The following is a 17,707-nucleotide window of genomic DNA, read 5'->3' as shown; positions in this document are numbered from 1 at the left end:
CTAGTACCGTGAATCAAAAAAACTACTTACCTCAAATCAAAAAATAATTTGTAATTTTGAAAAAAACACCCAATACTTATGAATGCAAAAATAATAATTCAAAATTAATTATTAATATAAATACCTATAACAAAATAAATTTGCTATAAAAAACTCAAGATAAACCCGATTCCAATATTTATTTTGTTGAGGCTTTTTTTCAGTATTTTCATTGCCTTATACAAGTGGGCTTCCACCGTCCTAACGGAGATATGGAGTTTTTGAGCAATTTCCTTATTAGAGAGCGCTTCTTCCCTACTCATCAAAAAGATCTCTTGGCATTTTTCTGGCAAGGTCTTTACACTTCGACTGATGAGTTCCGAGGTTTCTTGTTCATCATAAATCAGATCTACCGCTAGCGCCACCGGAAGATGGGGCAAAATATTTTCGTAAGAAGTTGTTCGCTTCAAGTCCCGTATGGCATTTAACACCTGATATTTGGTGGCCCTAAGCAAATAGTTTTCCAACTCTTCGATCTTCACCTGTGTCGCACGCTCCCACAAACGGACAAAAACTTCCTGGACAATATCTTCACAGATCAGTTGGTCCTCAAAAATCTTATATGCATACACAAATAGGCGCTTCCAATACCTCTCATAGAGGATATCAAAAGCCTTTTTATCTCCAGAATGGAGTAAAGCGCAAAGTTGTTGGTCGGTCATTTTGGGATTGAGTCGTGCTAGTTGACCCCAAGTTAGTATATTTCTTCCTTCGAAAATACCCGCTTAAAAAAATAATCCTTTGAAATTTACCGTCTAAGCCCGCTGATATCGTTGACTAAGGGAAAGTCAATACCCATGTCCCAAAGCCTGCACACCACCTCGGGATCATCGGTGCCGAAATAGTTGACCCTCACACTGTGGTCCTTTAGTTTTGCGGCATATTCTGCAAATATCGGATCGACATCGCCCCGTAGCTGAATAAAATCCGCACCCATCTCAATCGTGCTATTCACATAGTCCCATCCCCCGGATTGCCGCTCCATATTGCAGATCAAAATATCGGGAAGGACCTGCTTGGCACCTCTTCGTGCCGCAGATTCCACTGCCAACACCGATTGATGGACACGATCCGTCGCGATTACTAGCTCAGCCACCCTTCGGCCTACCTCCTCACCACCTTTAATATGTACATTCAACCAGATATCCCGCGGCATAATATCCAACACTTCCTCCAAAACCGGTACCTGAAGACCTGCAAACTCCGGCCCTTTCCAACTTCCGGCATCCAACCTCCGAATCTGATCCAATGTAAGATCAGCAACCTGGCCACTTCCATTGGTGGTCCGATCAACTGCCGCATCGTGTATAATGATCAAAGCTCCGTCTTTACTAAGCTGCACATCAAATTCAATCATCTCAGCCCCAAGCCGAATTGCTTCTTGGAAGGCCGGCAGGGTGTTTTCCGGATAGGTACTCATCGCTCCCCGGTGGGCACACAAACCCTGTGAGGGCAGAAGCATTTCTTGTGCCGCCAAAGGCATGCCGCCAAATACCCCAACGGTACCTACCAAACAAACGAGCAGTAGCCGAAGCTGAAATTGTTGAATCATCATAGCTAAGTAGTCAAATCTAGGCTGGGGTGGTAACCCTTCACCTATAATCATTGGAACGCCACCGTTCTTTGGGGGGAATAGATTACGAAAGATACCGGGTGCCTATGGTTCCAAAAATAGGCAAAAAAAAGAGGCCAAAGCAAGGAGGTACGCATTATTAAAACTAAATTTGCTTCAAACCCAAAGCGTATGTTGAAACGAATACTCGTAGTTGTTTTGTTTTTTTGCATGCCATTTTTACTCTTTGCGCAAGCTAATGAATGGCAAATTGTAGCAGGAAAAATCCGCAGCACTTGGGCAGATCAGGTAGATCCCGGCAATCCACTACCCGAATATCCACGTCCACAAATGGAGCGGGCAAATTGGCAAACATTAAACGGTTTGTGGTCCTATGCCATATTGGCGAAAGGTTCCCCCCGGCCAGCGACTCATGAAGGCAACATATTGGTTCCCTTTGCGGTCGAGTCTGCACTATCCGGGGTGGGCAGGGAAGTAGGTACGGAACAGGAACTTTGGTATAGAAAAATCGTGCAAACTGCCAAGCCCAGAAGAAATGAACGCCTTCTGCTTCATTTCGGGGCCGTGGATTGGGAGACGGAGGTATTCGTCAATGGAACATCCGTTGGCCTGCATCAAGGCGGTTTTGATCCCTTTTATTTCGATATCACCGACTACCTGACTTCTGGACGAAGTCAGACCATCGATGTACGGGTGTGGGATCCCACCGATGATGGACCTCAGCCTCGGGGCAAGCAGGTCAAATCCCCCCATGGAATCTGGTACACACCGGTCACTGGGATTTGGCAATCTGTATGGTTGGAAACCGTACCCGAATCACATATCACGGACCTGAGGAACACGGCCATTGTAGATCAAAACGCTTTTTCCATTCGGCCCTTTGTTCAATCGGCAAAACCTGGACAACGTATCCGGGTCCGGGTATTAGAGGCAGGAAAGCTAGTGGGAGAACGGGAAGTATCTCCCGGAAATGAAGCCGTAGTACCCGTTGCCAATCCAAAACTTTGGTCACCCGATACACCTGTACTATACGATGTAGAAGTAATCCTGATGGAAGGACGTCGGGTGGTTGATCAGGTAAAAAGCTACGCGGCTATGCGGAAAATCAGCATGGCGACAGACAAAAACGGCATTCAGCGGATGATGCTAAACGACGAGTTTCTATTTCAGTACGGCCCGCTGGATCAGGGTTGGTGGCCCGACGGGCTTTACACCGCACCTACGGAAGAAGCCCTACTATTTGACATCGTAAAAACCCAAGAAATGGGATTTAACATGATCCGAAAGCACGTGAAAGTGGAGCCTGCCCGCTGGTACTATCACTGTGACAGGCTGGGCATGTTGGTGTGGCAGGATATGCCCAGTGGCGATATGGGCAACCGCTGGGAATCCAGACCAGGCGTCCTTGGCAAAGGAACGGAAAAAGTGCGAACAACGGAGTCTGAGTCTATTTTCCGCAAGGAGTGGAAAGCCATCATGGATGCCAATTACCATTTCCCCTCTATCGTAGTATGGGTTCCTTTCAACGAAGCTTGGGGCCAGTTCAAAACAGAAGAGATTGTGGACTGGACGGTCCAGTACGACCCCACCCGACTCGTCAACGGGGCAAGCGGCGGCAATTACACCCTATCGGGCCAAATCATGGATATGCACAACTATCCGGACCCAGTCATGCCAGACCCTCAGATCTGGGGACGGCAGCAAATTATCGTATTGGGCGAATACGGGGGCCTGGGCCTGCCGGTAGAGGGCCACACCTGGCAGGAAAAAGACAACTGGGGCTACCAAAGTTTTAAAGACAAGACCGAACTCAGCAACCGCTATCATCAACTTATCAATGATCTGAAGCCTTTGATTCCGATGGGCCTTTCTGCTGCCATCTATACACAAACCACCGATGTAGAGGTAGAAGTCAATGGTCTGATGACCTACGACCGAAAAATTTTGAAATTTGATCCCGATATGCTAAAAGCCCTTCACCAATCCTTATACGACATCAACCTAAGCGAAAAATGAAAACCCTAGTCAACTTTATGGGAATGGCACTGCTTGCGTTCGCATGCGGCACCTCCTCAGAAAATACCAAACAACAAACCAACGAAAAATCCGAACAAATGCATAGCAAACTTGATCCTAAGAAATTTGAGCGTACCCTACCGGAGGGAGATGTCCGATTTTTTCTGTTAAAAAATAAGAACAGATTGGAAATGACGGTCACCAACTACGGCGGGCGCATATTGGAGCTTTTTACCCCTGACAAAGATGGAAACTTTGAAGACATCAATTTAGGCTTTGACAACCTCGACGATTACATGGAAGCCGGAGGCGGCTACTTTGGGGCACCGATTGGAAGGTACGGCAATCGGATAGCCAATGCACAGTTTACACTGGACGGCAAAACCTACCAATTGGAGGCAAACAACGGACCCAACAACCTGCATGGGTGGCCTGGTGGATATCACGCCGTTGTCTGGGAGGTATTGGAGTCGTCTGATCAACTGTTGAAATTAAAGTACATTTCTGCCGATGGGCAAGCGGGATTTCCAGGAAACCTAACGGTGATTATGACTTATGAGCTCACCGACGACAATGAATTCAAAATTGGCTACGAAGCGGAGACCGATCAAAAAACCATTGTAAACTTAACCCACCATGGTTTTTATAACCTTAACGGGCATGGCAATGGCAACGTCCACAACCACCTGCTAACCCTGAACGCAGACTACTTCACCCCAGTAAACGAGGTGCTGATACCAACAGGTGAAATCGCTCCCGTGGCAGGTACTCCTATGGATTTCCGTACTCCTCACCTAGTGGGCGATCGGATCGACGATGACTATCCTCAACTAAAAATAGCCGGCGGCTACGATCACAACTGGGTGCTGAACAAAAAAGATACTGGAAATAAGCCAGAACTAGCCGCGACGGTGGTGGTGCCCGAAAACGGCAGAAAAATGGAAGTTTTTACGTCACAGCCGGGCGTTCAGATCTACACCGGCAACTTTATGAACGGGCAATCTAAGTCCAAGGAAGGAAAAATCTACGAAAAGCGGGGTGCCATATGCCTTGAAACACAGCATTTTCCCGATTCTCCAAACCAGCCCAACTTCCCTTCGGTAGTGTTGAATCCGGGAGAAACATATCAGCATGTCTGCATCTACAAGTTTTCCGTTGAACCTTAAGTGAATAAACCATGAAAGGGTACCTTCTTCGCCTATTCCAGCTAGCAGCACTTGCCCTGTTCGCCTGTGGTCCGCAGACACGCTCTGAAAAATCCGATGCCCCTCCTCTCACCTTGGAGATCGAAAGGAATCACGAACTGATGGATATTCTCTTTCCGGAAGGTACCGAAGTGGAGATTCTCGGCCAAGGCTTCGAATGGACGGAGGGGCCACTCTGGGTGGAAAAAGAACAGATGCTGCTTTTTTCTGAAATCCCTACCAATACCGTACACCGTTGGAGGCAAGGTGAGGGAGTTAGACCCTACCTGCAGCCCTCCGGGTACACCGGCACAGCCGACCGGGGAGGCGAAGTCGGTTCCAATGGGCTATTGCTAAATCCCGAGGGCAGGTTGGTCTTATGCCAACACGGAGACCGGCAGATGGCCTTGATGGATGCACCACTTGCCAACCCAAAACCCATCTACCAGTCCATTGCAGACAACTATGAAGGAAAACGCTTCAATAGCCCCAACGATGCAGTGTTCGACAGTCAAGGTAATTTATATTTCACGGATCCTCCGTATGGCTTGGAAAAGAACATCAATGACCCGCTCAAAGAGCTTCCTTTTCAGGGAGTATACCGATATAGTCCCGTAGACGAAACCATCACCTTGCTGGTGGATAGCCTTAGCCGACCAAACGGCATTCACTTTCTACCGGGAGAGCATTCACTGCTGATTGCCAACTCCGATCCACAAAAACCATATTGGTACGTGTACCGGGTACTGGACCAAGGCAAATCGCTAGATGAAGGACAGATCTTTTACGATGCATCTGTTGCATTGCAGCAGGATAAGGGCCTACCCGACGGGCTAAAGGTTTCTGCAAAGGGAATCATCTATGCCACCGGGCCGGGGGGAGTCTGGATCTTTGACGCACAAGGGATGCTGCTTGGAAAACTGAAAGTTGGCCAACTCACCTCCAATGTGGCACTGGATAACGCGGAAAGATACCTGTATGTAACGGCCGACAGTTACGTGATTCGTGTACCCATACAACAGATTGCCAAGTAGTAACTAGCTACTTGTTTTTTTTGGAAATGGGTGCTTTCTTCGTGCCAGTCAACGATTTGGTCCTATTTGATGCTATCCCTTTTGATTTTATATGGGATGAAATCCTGATCCAGTCGTAATCTTTCTTATTTTTGCGGCGCGCTTGACAGAAAACACTCGGAAGATTTCCCTGATCATTCTTTTACCGCAAACCAAAATCTAGTATTGCACACTGCAACTCTAAACGGATGAAATCGAGCATGACGCAGCCGTCACACACTGGGATGACTATCAACCATGCGAGATTCCATGTGACCGCTGAAAAACAATTATAGACACATGAAAAAATCAGACATCAATTTCACCATCTCCCTAGACGAAAAAAATCTACCCAAATCCATTGAGTGGAATGCCACCGATAAGGAAAGTGAAGGAATGGAGTCTACCCGAAGCATCAGCCTGAACGTGTGGGATAACCTCAACCATAGCACACTTCGCATTGACCTGTGGACAGACGACATGTCGGTGGCGGAGATGAAGCGCTTTTATATTGATATTCTCGGAGGTATGGCCCAAACGATCCTCAATGCTACTGGTGACGAATACTATGCCGAGGAGTTAAAAGAACTCTGTGATCGCTTGGTAAAACACGTAAATGAAGAAAATAAAAATCAAGGATAAGCAAGTCCTTAATTCCATTTTTTTTGCCTAAAAGGGGGCAAAAATTCATTTTTTCAATTTCCCTTTTTGCAGTATTCCATAATGTGTTGTAAACCATCGCTAATTTTTGAAAAATACATGTATTACAGGGATCATTATTTAAAATAATAGTGCAGTTTTCCTTTTTTTCAGGGATCCCGAATGATATTTTACAAAAAATAATGATGTAAAACGTTGCCTATTTCTTCAGGAATACGTTAATATGCATACGAATAGCCAACCCACATGACTTGAAATAACCAATCTGTCCGTGGCCAGAAGTGTAACCAACTGATTGCCTTTTAGAGAAATTTTAACAATAAGCCAAAACTCCTATGTTACACAACTACGCAAACTTATCAAAGATTTTATCGTTGCTGTTGATCGGTTTTTTTTGGGTTCAGCATAGCTTCGCCCAGCAAACTTCCATCAGCGGGAAAGTAACAGAAGCAGATACCAAAGACCCCCTCATAGGTGTAAACATTCTTGTAAAAGGTAGGGTCATGGGAACGGTGACCGACATGGAGGGCAACTTCCGCCTAAGCGTAAATCAAGCCCCACCGCTGACCTTGGTTTTTTCCATGGTGGGCTTTGCCACGCAAGAAGTGGAGATCACCCAAGAAAACGTAAGCGGTCTTTCCATCGCCCTAGCCGAGCAATCCTTCCTGGGCCAAGAGGTGGTTGTATCGGCCTCCCGCGTAGAGGAAAGCATCCTGCAATCCCCCGTAACTGTAGAAAAAATGGATATCCTGGCCATACGGGAAACGGCCTCGGACTCCTACTACAAGGCAATCGCAAACCTCAAGGGCGTGGATGTCACCTCCTCCTCCATCAATTTCCAGATTCTCAACGCCCGGGGATTTAACTCCACCGGCAACACCCGTTTCGTTCAATTAACGGATGGAATGGACACACAGGCCCCCGCACTCAATTTCCCCATAGGAAACCTCAACGGACCCTCGGAACTGGATGTTGAAAGCGTGGAGTTTATTCCTGGAGCAGCCTCCGCGCTGTACGGACCCAATGCGTTTAACGGAATTTTATTAGTAAACAGTAAAAGCCCTTTTGATTACCAAGGTTTAAGCGCCTTCTATAAACAGGGCTTCAACCACTTCAACGGTAGACCAGGTGAACCTAGCGCTCCTCAACCTATGTACGAAGGAGCCATCCGTTATGCCCATGCCTTCAATAATAAGTTAGCTTTTAAAATCAGCGCTTCTTTCCTTGAAGCCACCGACTGGCACGGTACCGATGCCACTGACCTAAATCGGGAGGCACAGGGAAGTCTTCCCTTTAACCCAGGAGAAAACCAAGTACATGTATTCGGAGACGAAGTATCCAATAATATAGGACTCTTACGAAACGTGGCTGCCATACAGACTCAGGCCAACGCACTGGGGTTGGGTGGATATATCAGCAGCATACCGGACCAAGTAGTTTCGCGTACCGGCTACGAAGAGCGATACCTAGTAGACTATGGTGCCAAAAACTACAAATTCAATGGAGCACTTCACTACCGAATCAACGATCGGTCTGAACTTTCCTACACCATCAACTACGGAGCAGGAACCTCGGTTTATACCGGCGCACAGCGCTACTCGCTAAACAATTTCAACATTACCCAGCACAAATTGGAACTAAAGGGAGATAACTACTTCCTCCGTGCCTATACAACCCGCGAAAACTCGGGAGACTCTTATATTGCAGACCTGCTGGGAGTAAACATCAATGACAGCTGGAAAAACAACTCTGCTTGGTTTGGCGAGTATACGCTCAACTACATGGGCGCTTTGGCACAGCAGCAGGTAGCCCCTGGCGCTATGGGCAATCCTGCCCAGCAGGCCATGGCCCATCAGTTTGCGCGCCAACAGGCAGATGTGGGCAGGTATTTGCCAGGATCACAGCAATTCGAACAGGCTACCTCCCAGATCAGAAGCCAGGTGATTCCACAGGGGGCCCTTTTCAATGACCAATCCCAGATGAATATGGTAGAGGGTCAGTATAACTTCAAAAACGAAATCCAGTTCATGGACCTATTGGCCGGCGGTTCATACCGCATCTACGACCTACGGTCCAATGGGACCATCTTTGCCGATGTGGAAGGCAACGATATCACCATCCAGGAAATAGGTGCCTTCGTGCAGGGAGCTAAGCGGGTGGTCAACGATAAACTGAAGATCACTGGATCCTTACGATATGACAAAAACGAAAACTTCGAAGGTCAGTTTAGCCCAAGAATCTCCGGAGTATGGACTGAAGGAAACAGCAACTTCCGGGCTTCCTTCCAAACGGGGTTCAGAATGCCTACTACACAGGGACAACACATAGACCTGAACGTGGTGTCTGCCAGGCTGATTGGAGGCTTGCCTTTCTACCGGGAGAAGTACAATATCTTCGAAAACTCCTTCAGTTTAGCCTCCGTGCAACGCTATGCAGCGGCAGTAGGAGCAGGAGCCAGCCCAGTCGATCCCGCCGCCACGGCACTACTACAGCGGGTAGAATCTCTGCCTGACCTGCGACCCGAGCAAGTACGGTCCACCGAAGTGGGATACAAAGGATTGCTCAACAATAACCGCCTATTGATCGATATGGCCTACTATTACAATGTGTACAACGACTTTATCACACAGACAGCCGTTCGCAAAGCTCCCGGTCCGGTATTCCCAGGGGCTGCATTGAATACCGATCAGGGCGCTATCAACGCCGTCAATGCTCCCACCTTACTGACACCGGTTACCATTCCTGGCCAAGAAAACACCTTCCAGACCTACACCAACATTGTTGACCGGGAGGTCAGAGCACATGGTGCAGTGATAGGCCTTACGTATAATCTGCCCAAGAACTATACCATAAGTGGAAACTATAATTTCAATCGCTTAATCACGGAGTTCGAGGAAGGCTTTATCTCCGACTTCAACACGCCCGAGCACAAAACCAACATCATGTTTGGCAATCGGAAGTTGACTCAAAAACTCGGATTTAACGTTGCCTACAGATATCAGACAGGGTTCCGTTGGGAATCGTCTTTTGCACAGGGAGATGTGCCTGAATTCCACAATGTGGATGCCCAGGTTAGCTACCGGCTCAAAAACATCAAGAGCATCGTCAAACTTGGCGGTTCGAATATTTTCAATAACCGGTACATCCTAAACTTTGGAGGACCTACTATTGGAGCCATTTATTACCTCTCCATCACGTTTGACGAATTGTTAAACTAAACCAGCCTACGCCATGAAACCCACCGCAAAATACCTACTAATTGCCCTTTTAGCAGTTGCTGGCGCCTGTAACTACGATTTCCCTGAGTCCCCTGCACCCGAACCCAGTTCGGGACAGGCGGATTTTACCAAAATGGTCAGCATTGGCTCCTCCATTACTGCAGGCGTGATGGACGGTGCTTTGTATAACCGGTCCCAACAAAACAGCTTTTCGGTTATTTTGGCCCGACAAATGGAACAGGTAGGCGGAGGCCCCTTTCGTGTTCCTGACATCAATGCCGAGGTAGGCTTCTTCAGCCCTGGACCGGGGGGTATCAGCCTGGGCAGATTGATCCTGCGGACTAACCCCAACACAGGTGTTACCCTACCGGATCCTATCATACCAGGAAACCCCATTACACCATTTACTGGCAATAAATCCGAACTGAATAATTTTGGCGTCAACCGAATCAGTTTGGGTACCGCACTGATCCCAGAGACCGGTGATATCAGTCAACCCAACCATCCGGCATTCAATCCAGAGTATGCCCGATTTGCGAGTAGTCCAGGCAGCTCGACGCTTGTTGGGGATGCTGCAGCGGCATTAGCCAATGGAGGAACCTTTTTCACGTTCTGGCTAGGTAAAAACGATGTACTTGGCTATGCACTTACCGGAGGATCAAATCCAGGATTACTGACCTCCGATGCAGACTTTGCCAATCGGTATGCCCTCGCTCTCGGAGCGATGCTTCAGGCCAACCCCAATGCGAAAGGAGCAGTAGCCAACATCCCCAATCTAAATGCACTCCCCTACTTCACGCTGATTCCCTGGAATGCAGTACCTCTTACCTCTGTACAAGTAAGTCTTGCAAATAATGCCTATCAGGGCTATAATCAGGGATTGGACCAGGCACTTGCTGGAAACCTCATTACAGCCGAGGAGAGAAACTTAAGGAGAATAAACTTTCAGGTGGGAGCCAATGGCTTCGTAATGACAGACGAAACACTTACCGATCTGTCGGATAGAGGACTACCGTCTATTCGGCAATCCAATGCCAACGACCGAGCAACCCTTACCCTCTCCCAGGTGCTGGGTACCTCGATCGGCGGAAATCCACTTAATATTGTAGGGCTTACTGTTCCTGTGGGCGATGAATATGTGCTTATACCCTCGGAAATCGACGAAATAGCCCAAAAGATCACTACGTTCAACGGCATCATTGCAAACGCCGTCCAAGCGCAAGCCGACAGACTGGTCTTGGTAGACATCAACCAAATGTTTAACGAGGTCTTGCAGGGGCAGATCAGCGCAGGAGGAGTCGCCCTATCACCCGGCATCGCACCGCCAAACGGTGCTTTTTCAGTGGATGGTGTACACCCCAACGGCCGTGCCAGCGCCTTCATTGCCAACCGGTTTATCGAGGTCATCAACCAAAAATGGGGCTCGAATATCCCAACCGTCAATCCCAATGAGTTTATAGGAAACGATCTACCAAGGTAAGTGTGGATTTTTGATGGAGGGCTTCCGATTGATTAACGCAGACCGGGAAAGTGATTGCAGGTATCCATATCAACACATGGAAATCCTAGAATCACTTTCCCAAATGCCTACCCCACTCCTCCAACGTGGTACCTGAATCAAACCCTACCATTCAAAAACCATCCGGTTCCCTCTCCGGCCAAAAGGGACCGGTAAGTACCAACTCCCGTTGGGAAGGCAATGCCTCGTAACGAAGCTCCATAGACTCCTTCCCCTGTTCGTGTATATTCAGGCATGCATTGAAATGGACCAAGTCAAAGCGAACGGCTAGGGTGCCGTTAGTTGCTGTTTCTGACTGCCGTGATTGTAGGGAAACATTTTCAACCACTGCGCCTTCTGATCGGAAATAATAGGATAAAAAAATTCCCAATTCTGTTTTTCTCTCAACAAACACCTGCTCTATCCAGTGAGCCGAATCCAGCGCTTCGTCGGTCTCCAATGACATATCTCTAAATCTCCAAGATTCCTGCATGGCGGACTTTTTTGACAAATATAACCTAAGTGCCGGATTTTATTTTCGAAAAAGATTGTATTATTGCTTAGATGGTTCAGGTCTGGTGCGAAAGAGTAAATCACACCCCTGAATCAAAAATAAGCATTGAAAACCAATAAAGATCGCTGCCATGGAAAAAAAGCTAACCCGAATACGCTCAAACAAAATGATCGCAGGCGTCTGCTCCGGCTTGGCAAAATACCTAGGATGGGATGCCGATAAGCTGAGGATTGTCTATGTTTTGGTTTCCTTATTAAGCGCTGCGTTTCCAGGTATTCTGGTGTACCTAATCCTATGGTTTGTAATGCCAGAGGAGTGAGTTTTTAAACATCTACCGCACCTTGTTGGTTAATCGTAAAAGTTTGATACCTATGCAAAGAGTAAATTTCTTCTGGTCTGTAATCTTCTTGTACCTTGCCACAGTGGCTTGTTCGGCGGGTGGACCGACAGAGCGTGAATTATCAGAGACAGAAACTCAGCCCGTCACCTATGCTGGAAAAAAGGAACTAGCTACCTTCGCCGGTGGCTGTTTTTGGTGCATCGAGGCTCCCTTTGAAGGGATAGATGGGATTATCTCGGTCGTTTCTGGATATGCTGGCGGGAAGGAGAAAAACCCGACCTACTCGGACGTCTCTGGAGGCCGCACCTCCCACAAGGAAGCGGTACAGGTCACGTTTGATCCAGATGTAATCAGCTATGCAGAGATTATTGATATTTTCTGGCAGCAGTTTGATCCAACGGACGAGGGTGGCTCGTTTTACGATCGAGGTAGCCAATACGAGTCTGCAATATTTTTCCATGATAATCGACAGAAGCAGGTTGCCGAGGCTTCCAAAGAGCGACTTGGTCGTTCCGGAATATTTGAAAAGCCGATCGTAACACCAATCGTTAAGTTTACCAACTTCTACAAGGCGGAGGCCTATCACCAAGACTACTACAAGAAAAGCCCGCGCGAATACAAAAGTTACCGCACAGGTTCCGGTAGGGATCGTTTCATACAGGCCCATTGGGAGGTTCCTTCTGCGGAGCGTTACAAAAAGCCCGCGCAAGCAGAGTTGAAAGCCAAGTTAACTTCGCTGCAATACCAGGTTACCATGGAGGAAGCTACGGAAAGAGCCTTTGACAACGCCTACAATGACAACAAAGAAGCCGGAATATACGTGTGCATCGTATCAGGAGCACCACTATTCAGTTCTGCCGATAAATACGAATCGGGCTCGGGATGGCCGAGTTTTACAAAGCCCATTGATGCCCGATATCTGGAAAAGGTAATGGATAAGAGCCACGGTATGACGCGCGTAGAAGTTAGAAGCAAATACGGAGACTCCCATGTGGGGCACGTATTCAATGATGGACCAGTTCCTACCGGCCTGCGCTACTGCATGAACTCGGCAGCCATGCGGTTTATTCCAAAGGCAGAAATGGAAAAAAATGGGTACGGAAGCTATCTGTGGTTAGTGAATTAGGGTACACCGAAACCACGTAGTACAAACTCCGCAATCTATCCACATTGCTTTAGTCAAAGGAATTAATGCAGTCATTCAATCGTTCCTTCAGCTTTGCACTGTTGGGAAGGTGAATTTTAAATTCCTCTGTCAGGACCTGTTCCAACTCATCGGTAGATCCCAGAATGGTCTTTTCGGTCTTTCCGTCCAGTCGATGCCTGGAAAATTGGTTGTCCTTGAGCGTAATTCTACCCATTGGAAGGGTGCGTGCGGCCATCAGGTGATTGACAAAAAGGGATTCGGGATGGTTACATAGGTACCAGCTGATCACCTCATAATCAGGAAGTAGAAACTCTGTCGTTCCAAATTCATGCATCTCCTCCCAGCGTCCATGAATGTCAATGGATAGCACATACAGATCTTTCCGTTTTTGGATGCGAAAAGGCTCATGGGATGTGATCTGAATCCCCGTTTCTTTCAGACGCAACGGCTCGGTGACGGTGTTTCCACCCCATCCTACATCTACAAGCCATTCCACTCCCTCCAGCGACACGAGCAATACCATGTGATCCCGTGGCATGATTTTGCCAGGAGGCAGTTGCCAAAGCACCCTTGCCGCAAGGCTTTTCACTTGAAAGCCAATTTTCCGAAGAACCGCTCCAAAAAGTAGGTTGTGCTCGAAACAGTAGCCTCCGCGCCCATCATAGACGAGCTTTCTCCAAAGCGAATCCGTATCTAGGCTAATGGGAATTCCTAAAAATGGATTCAGGTTCTCAAAAGGAATGGACTGAGGATGTAGATAATGTAAACGTTTTAGGCAATCCATGGACGGGCTAGCGTCTTCCTGATAGCCTATGCGCACGAGATAGTCTACCAACTCCTTTGTAGATATTTCCCGGAAAAAAGGGGAAAAGGAACTGTAAGCGCTACTTTCTACCATCTGAAAATTCTCTTTGCTGCATCGCTTCCAAGGTTTTTCTCAAATCCGGAAGATCTTTTTCTACCATCAACCACACCGCTTCCAAGTGAATATTAAACTTTTCATTCAGCATCAATTTCCTGAAGGTCTTAAGCTGATACCAAGGATAATCGTACCTATCTAAGAAAAATCGATCAATTTCCTGCACTTTCTCTGAAATAATGGATAATTGGAAGTAAACGGCATCTTGAAGCGTAGCATTCACTCTGAAATCATCCAGGTTTACATTTTTTATATGCTGAGAAATCCGATCTATTGCATGCAATAAAGCAGCTACTGCAATCGAACTCCTTTTGTCGTCAAACTTTTTCATAGATCAAGATGAGCTCGTCTTTCATGGTGCTCCAAATGGGTTCCTTAAAGTTATCCACCCAACCGATATCAACCGGACGTCCGAGTCGGTTTTCTAGTTTATTGTGAATCTCTGCAAGGTCAAAATAAGAAAAGGCGCCTACTGTTCGCAACGCAATGTTCACATCACTCTCCGCATTCACTCGACGTTTGGCAAAGGATCCATACACCCAAGCCTGCTTCACCTGGCTAAATCTAGCAATGACATCAACCAAATCCAGGTAGTTCTTCCTGAGATTAAAAGGGTCGTAATTGCGAAATGCCACCACCTGATTGGCCAATTGAAAGGCCTCTCCAGCGATATGGGATTCCTCACCAACGGACTGCGCAACCCGATCAGCTAACCACGGCACCATCAATACCTCCGGAGACACCTCAAACACTTCTGCAAGCACTAACACCTGTTGTTTCGTTAAATTCCTAAGCCCTCTTTCTGCTTTGCTTACGATGGCTTGGTCAATACCTAGGTGGATAGACACTTGAGCTAGTGTCCACCGCCGTTTTTTCCGAAACGCTCTTATCTTTGTTCCAAAGGCATTGATCATAACTGAATCTTTGTCAGACATTGGCAGCTTCATGGCTGCATCCTAGACTGGTTAAACGTGCTTATTTGGTATGGTTGATAAAAAACAATTTAACACATACGAGTACCAAGAAGTGAAATATAACCAAAAAAAGCAAGGGGTTACCTTGCTTTTTAAACCATGAATACTAAATGCTACAGGCAGAAGATATCCTAGTACACCCTAATAGCCCTTCCTAAAATAACCTTCAAAGCACCTGATTGATTCGAATCATGATTGTCAGTAGTATACCGACCTCCTACCAACGTAAGTACGATGCGGCATCTTCTTAGGAAGGGCATCTATACTTGAGGAAGCTTCCAGCCGTTTTGATAATTAGCCTGGGTCAGTAAATTGGCATCTGACTCGGTAAAAGCGCCCTTCTGTGCATCCCAGTAAATTTTGCGGCCTAGCTTGTACGCGACATTGCCCATGTGGGCATTGATCGCGGCTACCGAACCGGTCTTAATCCCACAATTTAACTTACTTGCATCATTGGATTTGATCGCATCTACAAAGTTTTTGCAGTGGATCTGCTGCGCGTTTCCGGAAGGTCTTACCAGTTCCATGGCCTCGATTTTTTCCTTGCGTTGACCATCCACATTTTCAGTTTCAGCGATCACCTTCCAACCGCCTCTGTTCACGACCAAGGTACCGTTGTTGCCAATAAAAGCAATGCCCTCGGTGGTGCCGTAGTTACCTCCATCGATACCCGTGGCGTGCTCCCAAAGCATGTTGAACCCGTCGTATTCGTACACCGTCTGCAGCGTATCGGGCGTTTCGGAAGCATCGTCCGGATAGGCCAATTTTCCTCCTGAGGCCATCACCGACTTTGGAGCACTCACGCCCATCGCATACAGTGCAATGTCTATTTCATGCACTCCCCAATCGGTCATCAACCCACCGGCATAGTCCCAAAACCAACGGAAATTAAAGTGGAACCTATTTTCATTAAAAGGCCTTTCGGGTGCCGGCCCAAGCCACATCTTGTAGTCTACGCCCTGCGGGGGCTGTCCATTTGGCTTCACCGGCACGGGCTTCATCCACCCCTGATAGGCCCAGGTTTTAACCAATCTAATATTCCCCAATTTACCGGACTTGACAAAGTCAATAGCCTGCGCATATTGCGAACCGCTTCGCTGCCATTGCCCCACCTGAACCAACTTACCATACCGGTCGGCAGCCTTAACCATTAGGTTGCACTCCTCAATAGAGTTTGCCAATGGCTTTTCCACGTAGGCATGCTTTCCTGCTGACAAACTGTCAATCAGGTTCAGACAATGCCAATGATCCGGCGTACCGATGATCACCGCATCAATATCTTTGTCTTCCAGCATCTTGCGATAATCCGTGTATTGTTTGGGCTTTTTACCTCGCAGCTCCTGCACATTGGCACTGCGTTGGTCCAATACACTTTGGTCCACATCGGCCAAGGCCACACAATTTACCTCCGGCAGCAACAGATGGCTGTTCATGTTGGACCAGCCCATCCCTTTGCATCCAATAAGGCCTATATTCAATTGGTCATTCGCCCCCACGCGCTTTTTGAGAGCTGCCAAATGCTCGGCAGACACTACGTTGGGCAATACTGCCGCACCGGCAGACGCCAACAAAGACTTCTGTATAAATTTTCTTCTCGAATTCATCGTAAGTAGGATTAGTCTGGGAAAGGTATGAAGATGTTAATCTAGCTTTCTCACCCAAATATTTCGAAACTTAACTTCATCTCCGTGATCTTGGATATGAAAGGGCAACGCCGCGTCGTGCGCTTCGTAGTTGGGAATGCCAATATACATCGTGGGTCCTTTTAGCTCAACGTTGTTTTGAACCAGCACGCCGTTGTGAATTACGGTTATACGCGCCGGAGAGACCAACATGCCATTGGAATCAAACCTAGGTGCTTTGAAAATTGCATCGTAGGTGTTCCACTCACCAGGTGCCCGCATGGCATTGGCCAAAGGAGGATGCTGCTTGTAAATACTAGCGGCCATTCCGTTTGTATAGGTCTCATTATCGTAGGAATCCAAAATCTGTAATTCATATTTTCCCATAAAGAAAAAACCGGAGTTTCCTCTACCCTGACCGGTGCCTTTTACCACGGTAGGAGCGCTCCATTCTATATGAACCTGCACATCGCCAAAAGACTCCTTGGATCGGATGCCTCCGGTTCGAGGGACCACGGTAAATGTACCGTTTTCCACTTTCCAAGGTGCCGGCGCACTTCCCGGCTTGTCGCTTACCCACGCATTCAAGTTACTGCCGTCAAATAATACGATGGCATCAGCCGGAGGCAAATGGTTTTCCTTACCAGGTGTTACTTTTTTTACTTCGGGTTTATAAAATTCAGTTGCTTGAGGAGGTAGTTTCACCTCCTCTTGCTGAGCAATAGCAGAAGATGCGACAAAAAAACCTACCGCTATCGCAGAAGACAATACATAAAATCTCATGTGTTTTTTTAGTTTATGGTTAATCAATAAACCAAATTAAATGATTTGCCGCTAAAATTCCTCATTTGGATAGAAATTAAAAATTCTATGGATGTAGTTCCCAAACCGTTCTGCATTATCCACGGGCGAAAAAGTACTCAACCCAAAAACACACATAAGCCTGCTCCC

At 47.2% G+C, this 17,707-nt stretch carries 16 protein-coding genes; 8 read left to right on the top strand and 8 right to left on the bottom strand.

Annotated elements, in window-relative coordinates:
- Positions 1 to 143: 143 nt before the first annotated feature.
- Together JJU34_RS19495 and JJU34_RS19490 are read right to left on the bottom strand one after the other, a co-directional pair.
- Positions 144 to 701 carry an RNA polymerase sigma-70 factor gene (locus JJU34_RS19495; protein ID WP_228694102.1) on the bottom strand — a complete coding sequence of 186 codons (558 nt, stop codon included), beginning with the start codon at positions 699 to 701 and terminating at the stop codon, positions 144 to 146.
- A gap of 86 nt (positions 702 to 787) precedes the next feature.
- A complete protein-coding gene (locus JJU34_RS19490) occupies positions 788 to 1,594 on the bottom strand; it encodes a glycerophosphodiester phosphodiesterase family protein (protein ID WP_228694101.1) in 807 nt (268 codons plus the stop codon).
- 189 nt (positions 1,595 to 1,783) lie between these two features.
- Between JJU34_RS19490 and JJU34_RS19485 the strand changes: the two genes are divergently transcribed.
- The 6 genes from JJU34_RS19485 (at position 1,784) to JJU34_RS19460 (ending at position 11,222) form a co-directional block, all read left to right on the top strand.
- Positions 1,784 to 3,628: a sugar-binding domain-containing protein gene (locus tag JJU34_RS19485; RefSeq protein WP_228694100.1), complete on the top strand. Its 1,845-nt coding sequence runs from the start codon at positions 1,784 to 1,786 to the stop codon at positions 3,626 to 3,628.
- Positions 3,625 to 4,794 (top strand): aldose epimerase family protein, encoded by a 1,170-nt coding sequence (locus JJU34_RS19480; RefSeq protein ID WP_228694099.1) that lies wholly within the window; start codon positions 3,625 to 3,627, stop codon positions 4,792 to 4,794. The genes JJU34_RS19485 and JJU34_RS19480 overlap by 4 nt, the downstream gene beginning before the upstream one ends.
- Before the next feature lie 11 nt (positions 4,795 to 4,805).
- Entirely contained in the window at positions 4,806 to 5,846 is a 1,041-nt protein-coding gene (locus tag JJU34_RS19475; protein WP_228694098.1) for an SMP-30/gluconolactonase/LRE family protein, read from the top strand.
- 318 nt (positions 5,847 to 6,164) lie between these two features.
- Positions 6,165 to 6,506: a gliding motility protein GldC gene (gene gldC / locus JJU34_RS19470; RefSeq protein ID WP_228694097.1), complete on the top strand. Its 342-nt coding sequence runs from the start codon at positions 6,165 to 6,167 to the stop codon at positions 6,504 to 6,506.
- A gap of 353 nt (positions 6,507 to 6,859) precedes the next feature.
- Positions 6,860 to 9,742, top strand: coding sequence for a carboxypeptidase-like regulatory domain-containing protein (locus JJU34_RS19465; protein WP_228694096.1), 2,883 nt, complete (start codon positions 6,860 to 6,862; stop codon positions 9,740 to 9,742).
- Between the two features lie 13 nt (positions 9,743 to 9,755).
- Positions 9,756 to 11,222 (top strand): hypothetical protein, encoded by a 1,467-nt coding sequence (locus tag JJU34_RS19460; RefSeq protein ID WP_228694095.1) that lies wholly within the window; start codon positions 9,756 to 9,758, stop codon positions 11,220 to 11,222.
- A 151-nt stretch (positions 11,223 to 11,373) separates the two neighbouring features.
- Here the strand turns inward: JJU34_RS19460 and JJU34_RS19455 are convergent, their stop codons facing one another.
- Positions 11,374 to 11,733, bottom strand: a complete 360-nt coding sequence (locus JJU34_RS19455) for a hypothetical protein (RefSeq protein WP_228694094.1) — start codon at positions 11,731 to 11,733, stop codon at positions 11,374 to 11,376.
- Between the two features lie 151 nt (positions 11,734 to 11,884).
- Between JJU34_RS19455 and JJU34_RS19450 the strand changes: the two genes are divergently transcribed.
- Together JJU34_RS19450 and msrB are read left to right on the top strand one after the other, a co-directional pair.
- On the top strand, positions 11,885 to 12,073 hold the full coding sequence (locus JJU34_RS19450) for a PspC domain-containing protein (protein WP_228694093.1): 189 nt from the start codon (positions 11,885 to 11,887) through the stop codon (positions 12,071 to 12,073).
- 52 nt (positions 12,074 to 12,125) lie between these two features.
- Positions 12,126 to 13,220: a peptide-methionine (R)-S-oxide reductase MsrB gene (gene msrB, locus JJU34_RS19445; RefSeq protein ID WP_228694092.1), complete on the top strand. Its 1,095-nt coding sequence runs from the start codon at positions 12,126 to 12,128 to the stop codon at positions 13,218 to 13,220.
- A gap of 49 nt (positions 13,221 to 13,269) precedes the next feature.
- On the opposite strand, the gene JJU34_RS19440 is transcribed toward msrB, so the two are convergent.
- The 5 genes from JJU34_RS19440 to JJU34_RS19420 all read right to left on the bottom strand — a co-directional run bounded on the left by JJU34_RS19440 (position 13,270) and on the right by JJU34_RS19420 (position 17,539).
- Positions 13,270 to 14,139, bottom strand: coding sequence for an arylamine N-acetyltransferase (locus tag JJU34_RS19440; RefSeq protein ID WP_228694091.1), 870 nt, complete (start codon positions 14,137 to 14,139; stop codon positions 13,270 to 13,272).
- Positions 14,126 to 14,491 carry a HepT-like ribonuclease domain-containing protein gene (locus tag JJU34_RS19435; RefSeq protein ID WP_228694090.1) on the bottom strand — a complete coding sequence of 122 codons (366 nt, stop codon included), beginning with the start codon at positions 14,489 to 14,491 and terminating at the stop codon, positions 14,126 to 14,128. Before JJU34_RS19435 ends, JJU34_RS19440 begins: the two co-directional genes overlap by 14 nt.
- Positions 14,478 to 15,107 carry a helix-turn-helix domain-containing protein gene (locus JJU34_RS19430; protein ID WP_228694089.1) on the bottom strand — a complete coding sequence of 210 codons (630 nt, stop codon included), beginning with the start codon at positions 15,105 to 15,107 and terminating at the stop codon, positions 14,478 to 14,480. The genes JJU34_RS19435 and JJU34_RS19430 overlap by 14 nt, the downstream gene beginning before the upstream one ends.
- 287 nt (positions 15,108 to 15,394) lie before the next feature.
- Complete coding sequence (locus JJU34_RS19425; RefSeq protein WP_228694088.1) at positions 15,395 to 16,738, bottom strand: Gfo/Idh/MocA family oxidoreductase; 1,344 nt, start codon at positions 16,736 to 16,738, stop codon at positions 15,395 to 15,397.
- Positions 16,739 to 16,774: 36 nt separating this feature from the next.
- The gene (locus JJU34_RS19420; RefSeq protein WP_228694087.1) at positions 16,775 to 17,539 is read right to left on the bottom strand and encodes a DUF1080 domain-containing protein; all 765 of its coding nucleotides are present in this window, start codon (positions 17,537 to 17,539) and stop codon (positions 16,775 to 16,777) included.
- Between the last annotated feature and the right edge of the window lie 168 nt (positions 17,540 to 17,707).

The sequence above is a fragment of the Lunatimonas sp. genome, assembly GCF_020832325.1.
Lineage (GTDB): Bacteria > Bacteroidota > Bacteroidia > Cytophagales > Cyclobacteriaceae > Lunatimonas.
Note: the sequence above shows the minus strand (reverse complement) of the source record. Positions and strands in the feature narration are given on the sequence as shown.

Bases quoted from the DNA above. Each gene is read 5' to 3' on its own strand.
- JJU34_RS19495 (WP_228694102.1), bottom strand. From the start codon at position 701: ATGACCGACCAACAACTTTGCGCTTTACTCCATTCTGGAGATAAAAAG.
- JJU34_RS19490 (WP_228694101.1), bottom strand. From the start codon at position 1,594: ATGATGATTCAACAATTTCAGCTTCGGCTACTGCTCGTTTGTTTGGTA.
- JJU34_RS19485 (WP_228694100.1), top strand. From the start codon at position 1,784: ATGTTGAAACGAATACTCGTAGTTGTTTTGTTTTTTTGCATGCCATTT.
- JJU34_RS19480 (WP_228694099.1), top strand. From the start codon at position 3,625: ATGAAAACCCTAGTCAACTTTATGGGAATGGCACTGCTTGCGTTCGCA.
- JJU34_RS19475 (WP_228694098.1), top strand. From the start codon at position 4,806: ATGAAAGGGTACCTTCTTCGCCTATTCCAGCTAGCAGCACTTGCCCTG.
- gldC (WP_228694097.1), top strand. From the start codon at position 6,165: ATGAAAAAATCAGACATCAATTTCACCATCTCCCTAGACGAAAAAAAT.
- JJU34_RS19465 (WP_228694096.1), top strand. From the start codon at position 6,860: ATGTTACACAACTACGCAAACTTATCAAAGATTTTATCGTTGCTGTTG.
- JJU34_RS19460 (WP_228694095.1), top strand. From the start codon at position 9,756: ATGAAACCCACCGCAAAATACCTACTAATTGCCCTTTTAGCAGTTGCT.
- JJU34_RS19455 (WP_228694094.1), bottom strand. From the start codon at position 11,733: ATGCAGGAATCTTGGAGATTTAGAGATATGTCATTGGAGACCGACGAA.
- JJU34_RS19450 (WP_228694093.1), top strand. From the start codon at position 11,885: ATGGAAAAAAAGCTAACCCGAATACGCTCAAACAAAATGATCGCAGGC.
- msrB (WP_228694092.1), top strand. From the start codon at position 12,126: ATGCAAAGAGTAAATTTCTTCTGGTCTGTAATCTTCTTGTACCTTGCC.
- JJU34_RS19440 (WP_228694091.1), bottom strand. From the start codon at position 14,139: ATGGTAGAAAGTAGCGCTTACAGTTCCTTTTCCCCTTTTTTCCGGGAA.
- JJU34_RS19435 (WP_228694090.1), bottom strand. From the start codon at position 14,491: ATGAAAAAGTTTGACGACAAAAGGAGTTCGATTGCAGTAGCTGCTTTA.
- JJU34_RS19430 (WP_228694089.1), bottom strand. From the start codon at position 15,107: ATGAAGCTGCCAATGTCTGACAAAGATTCAGTTATGATCAATGCCTTT.
- JJU34_RS19425 (WP_228694088.1), bottom strand. From the start codon at position 16,738: ATGAATTCGAGAAGAAAATTTATACAGAAGTCTTTGTTGGCGTCTGCC.
- JJU34_RS19420 (WP_228694087.1), bottom strand. From the start codon at position 17,539: ATGAGATTTTATGTATTGTCTTCTGCGATAGCGGTAGGTTTTTTTGTC.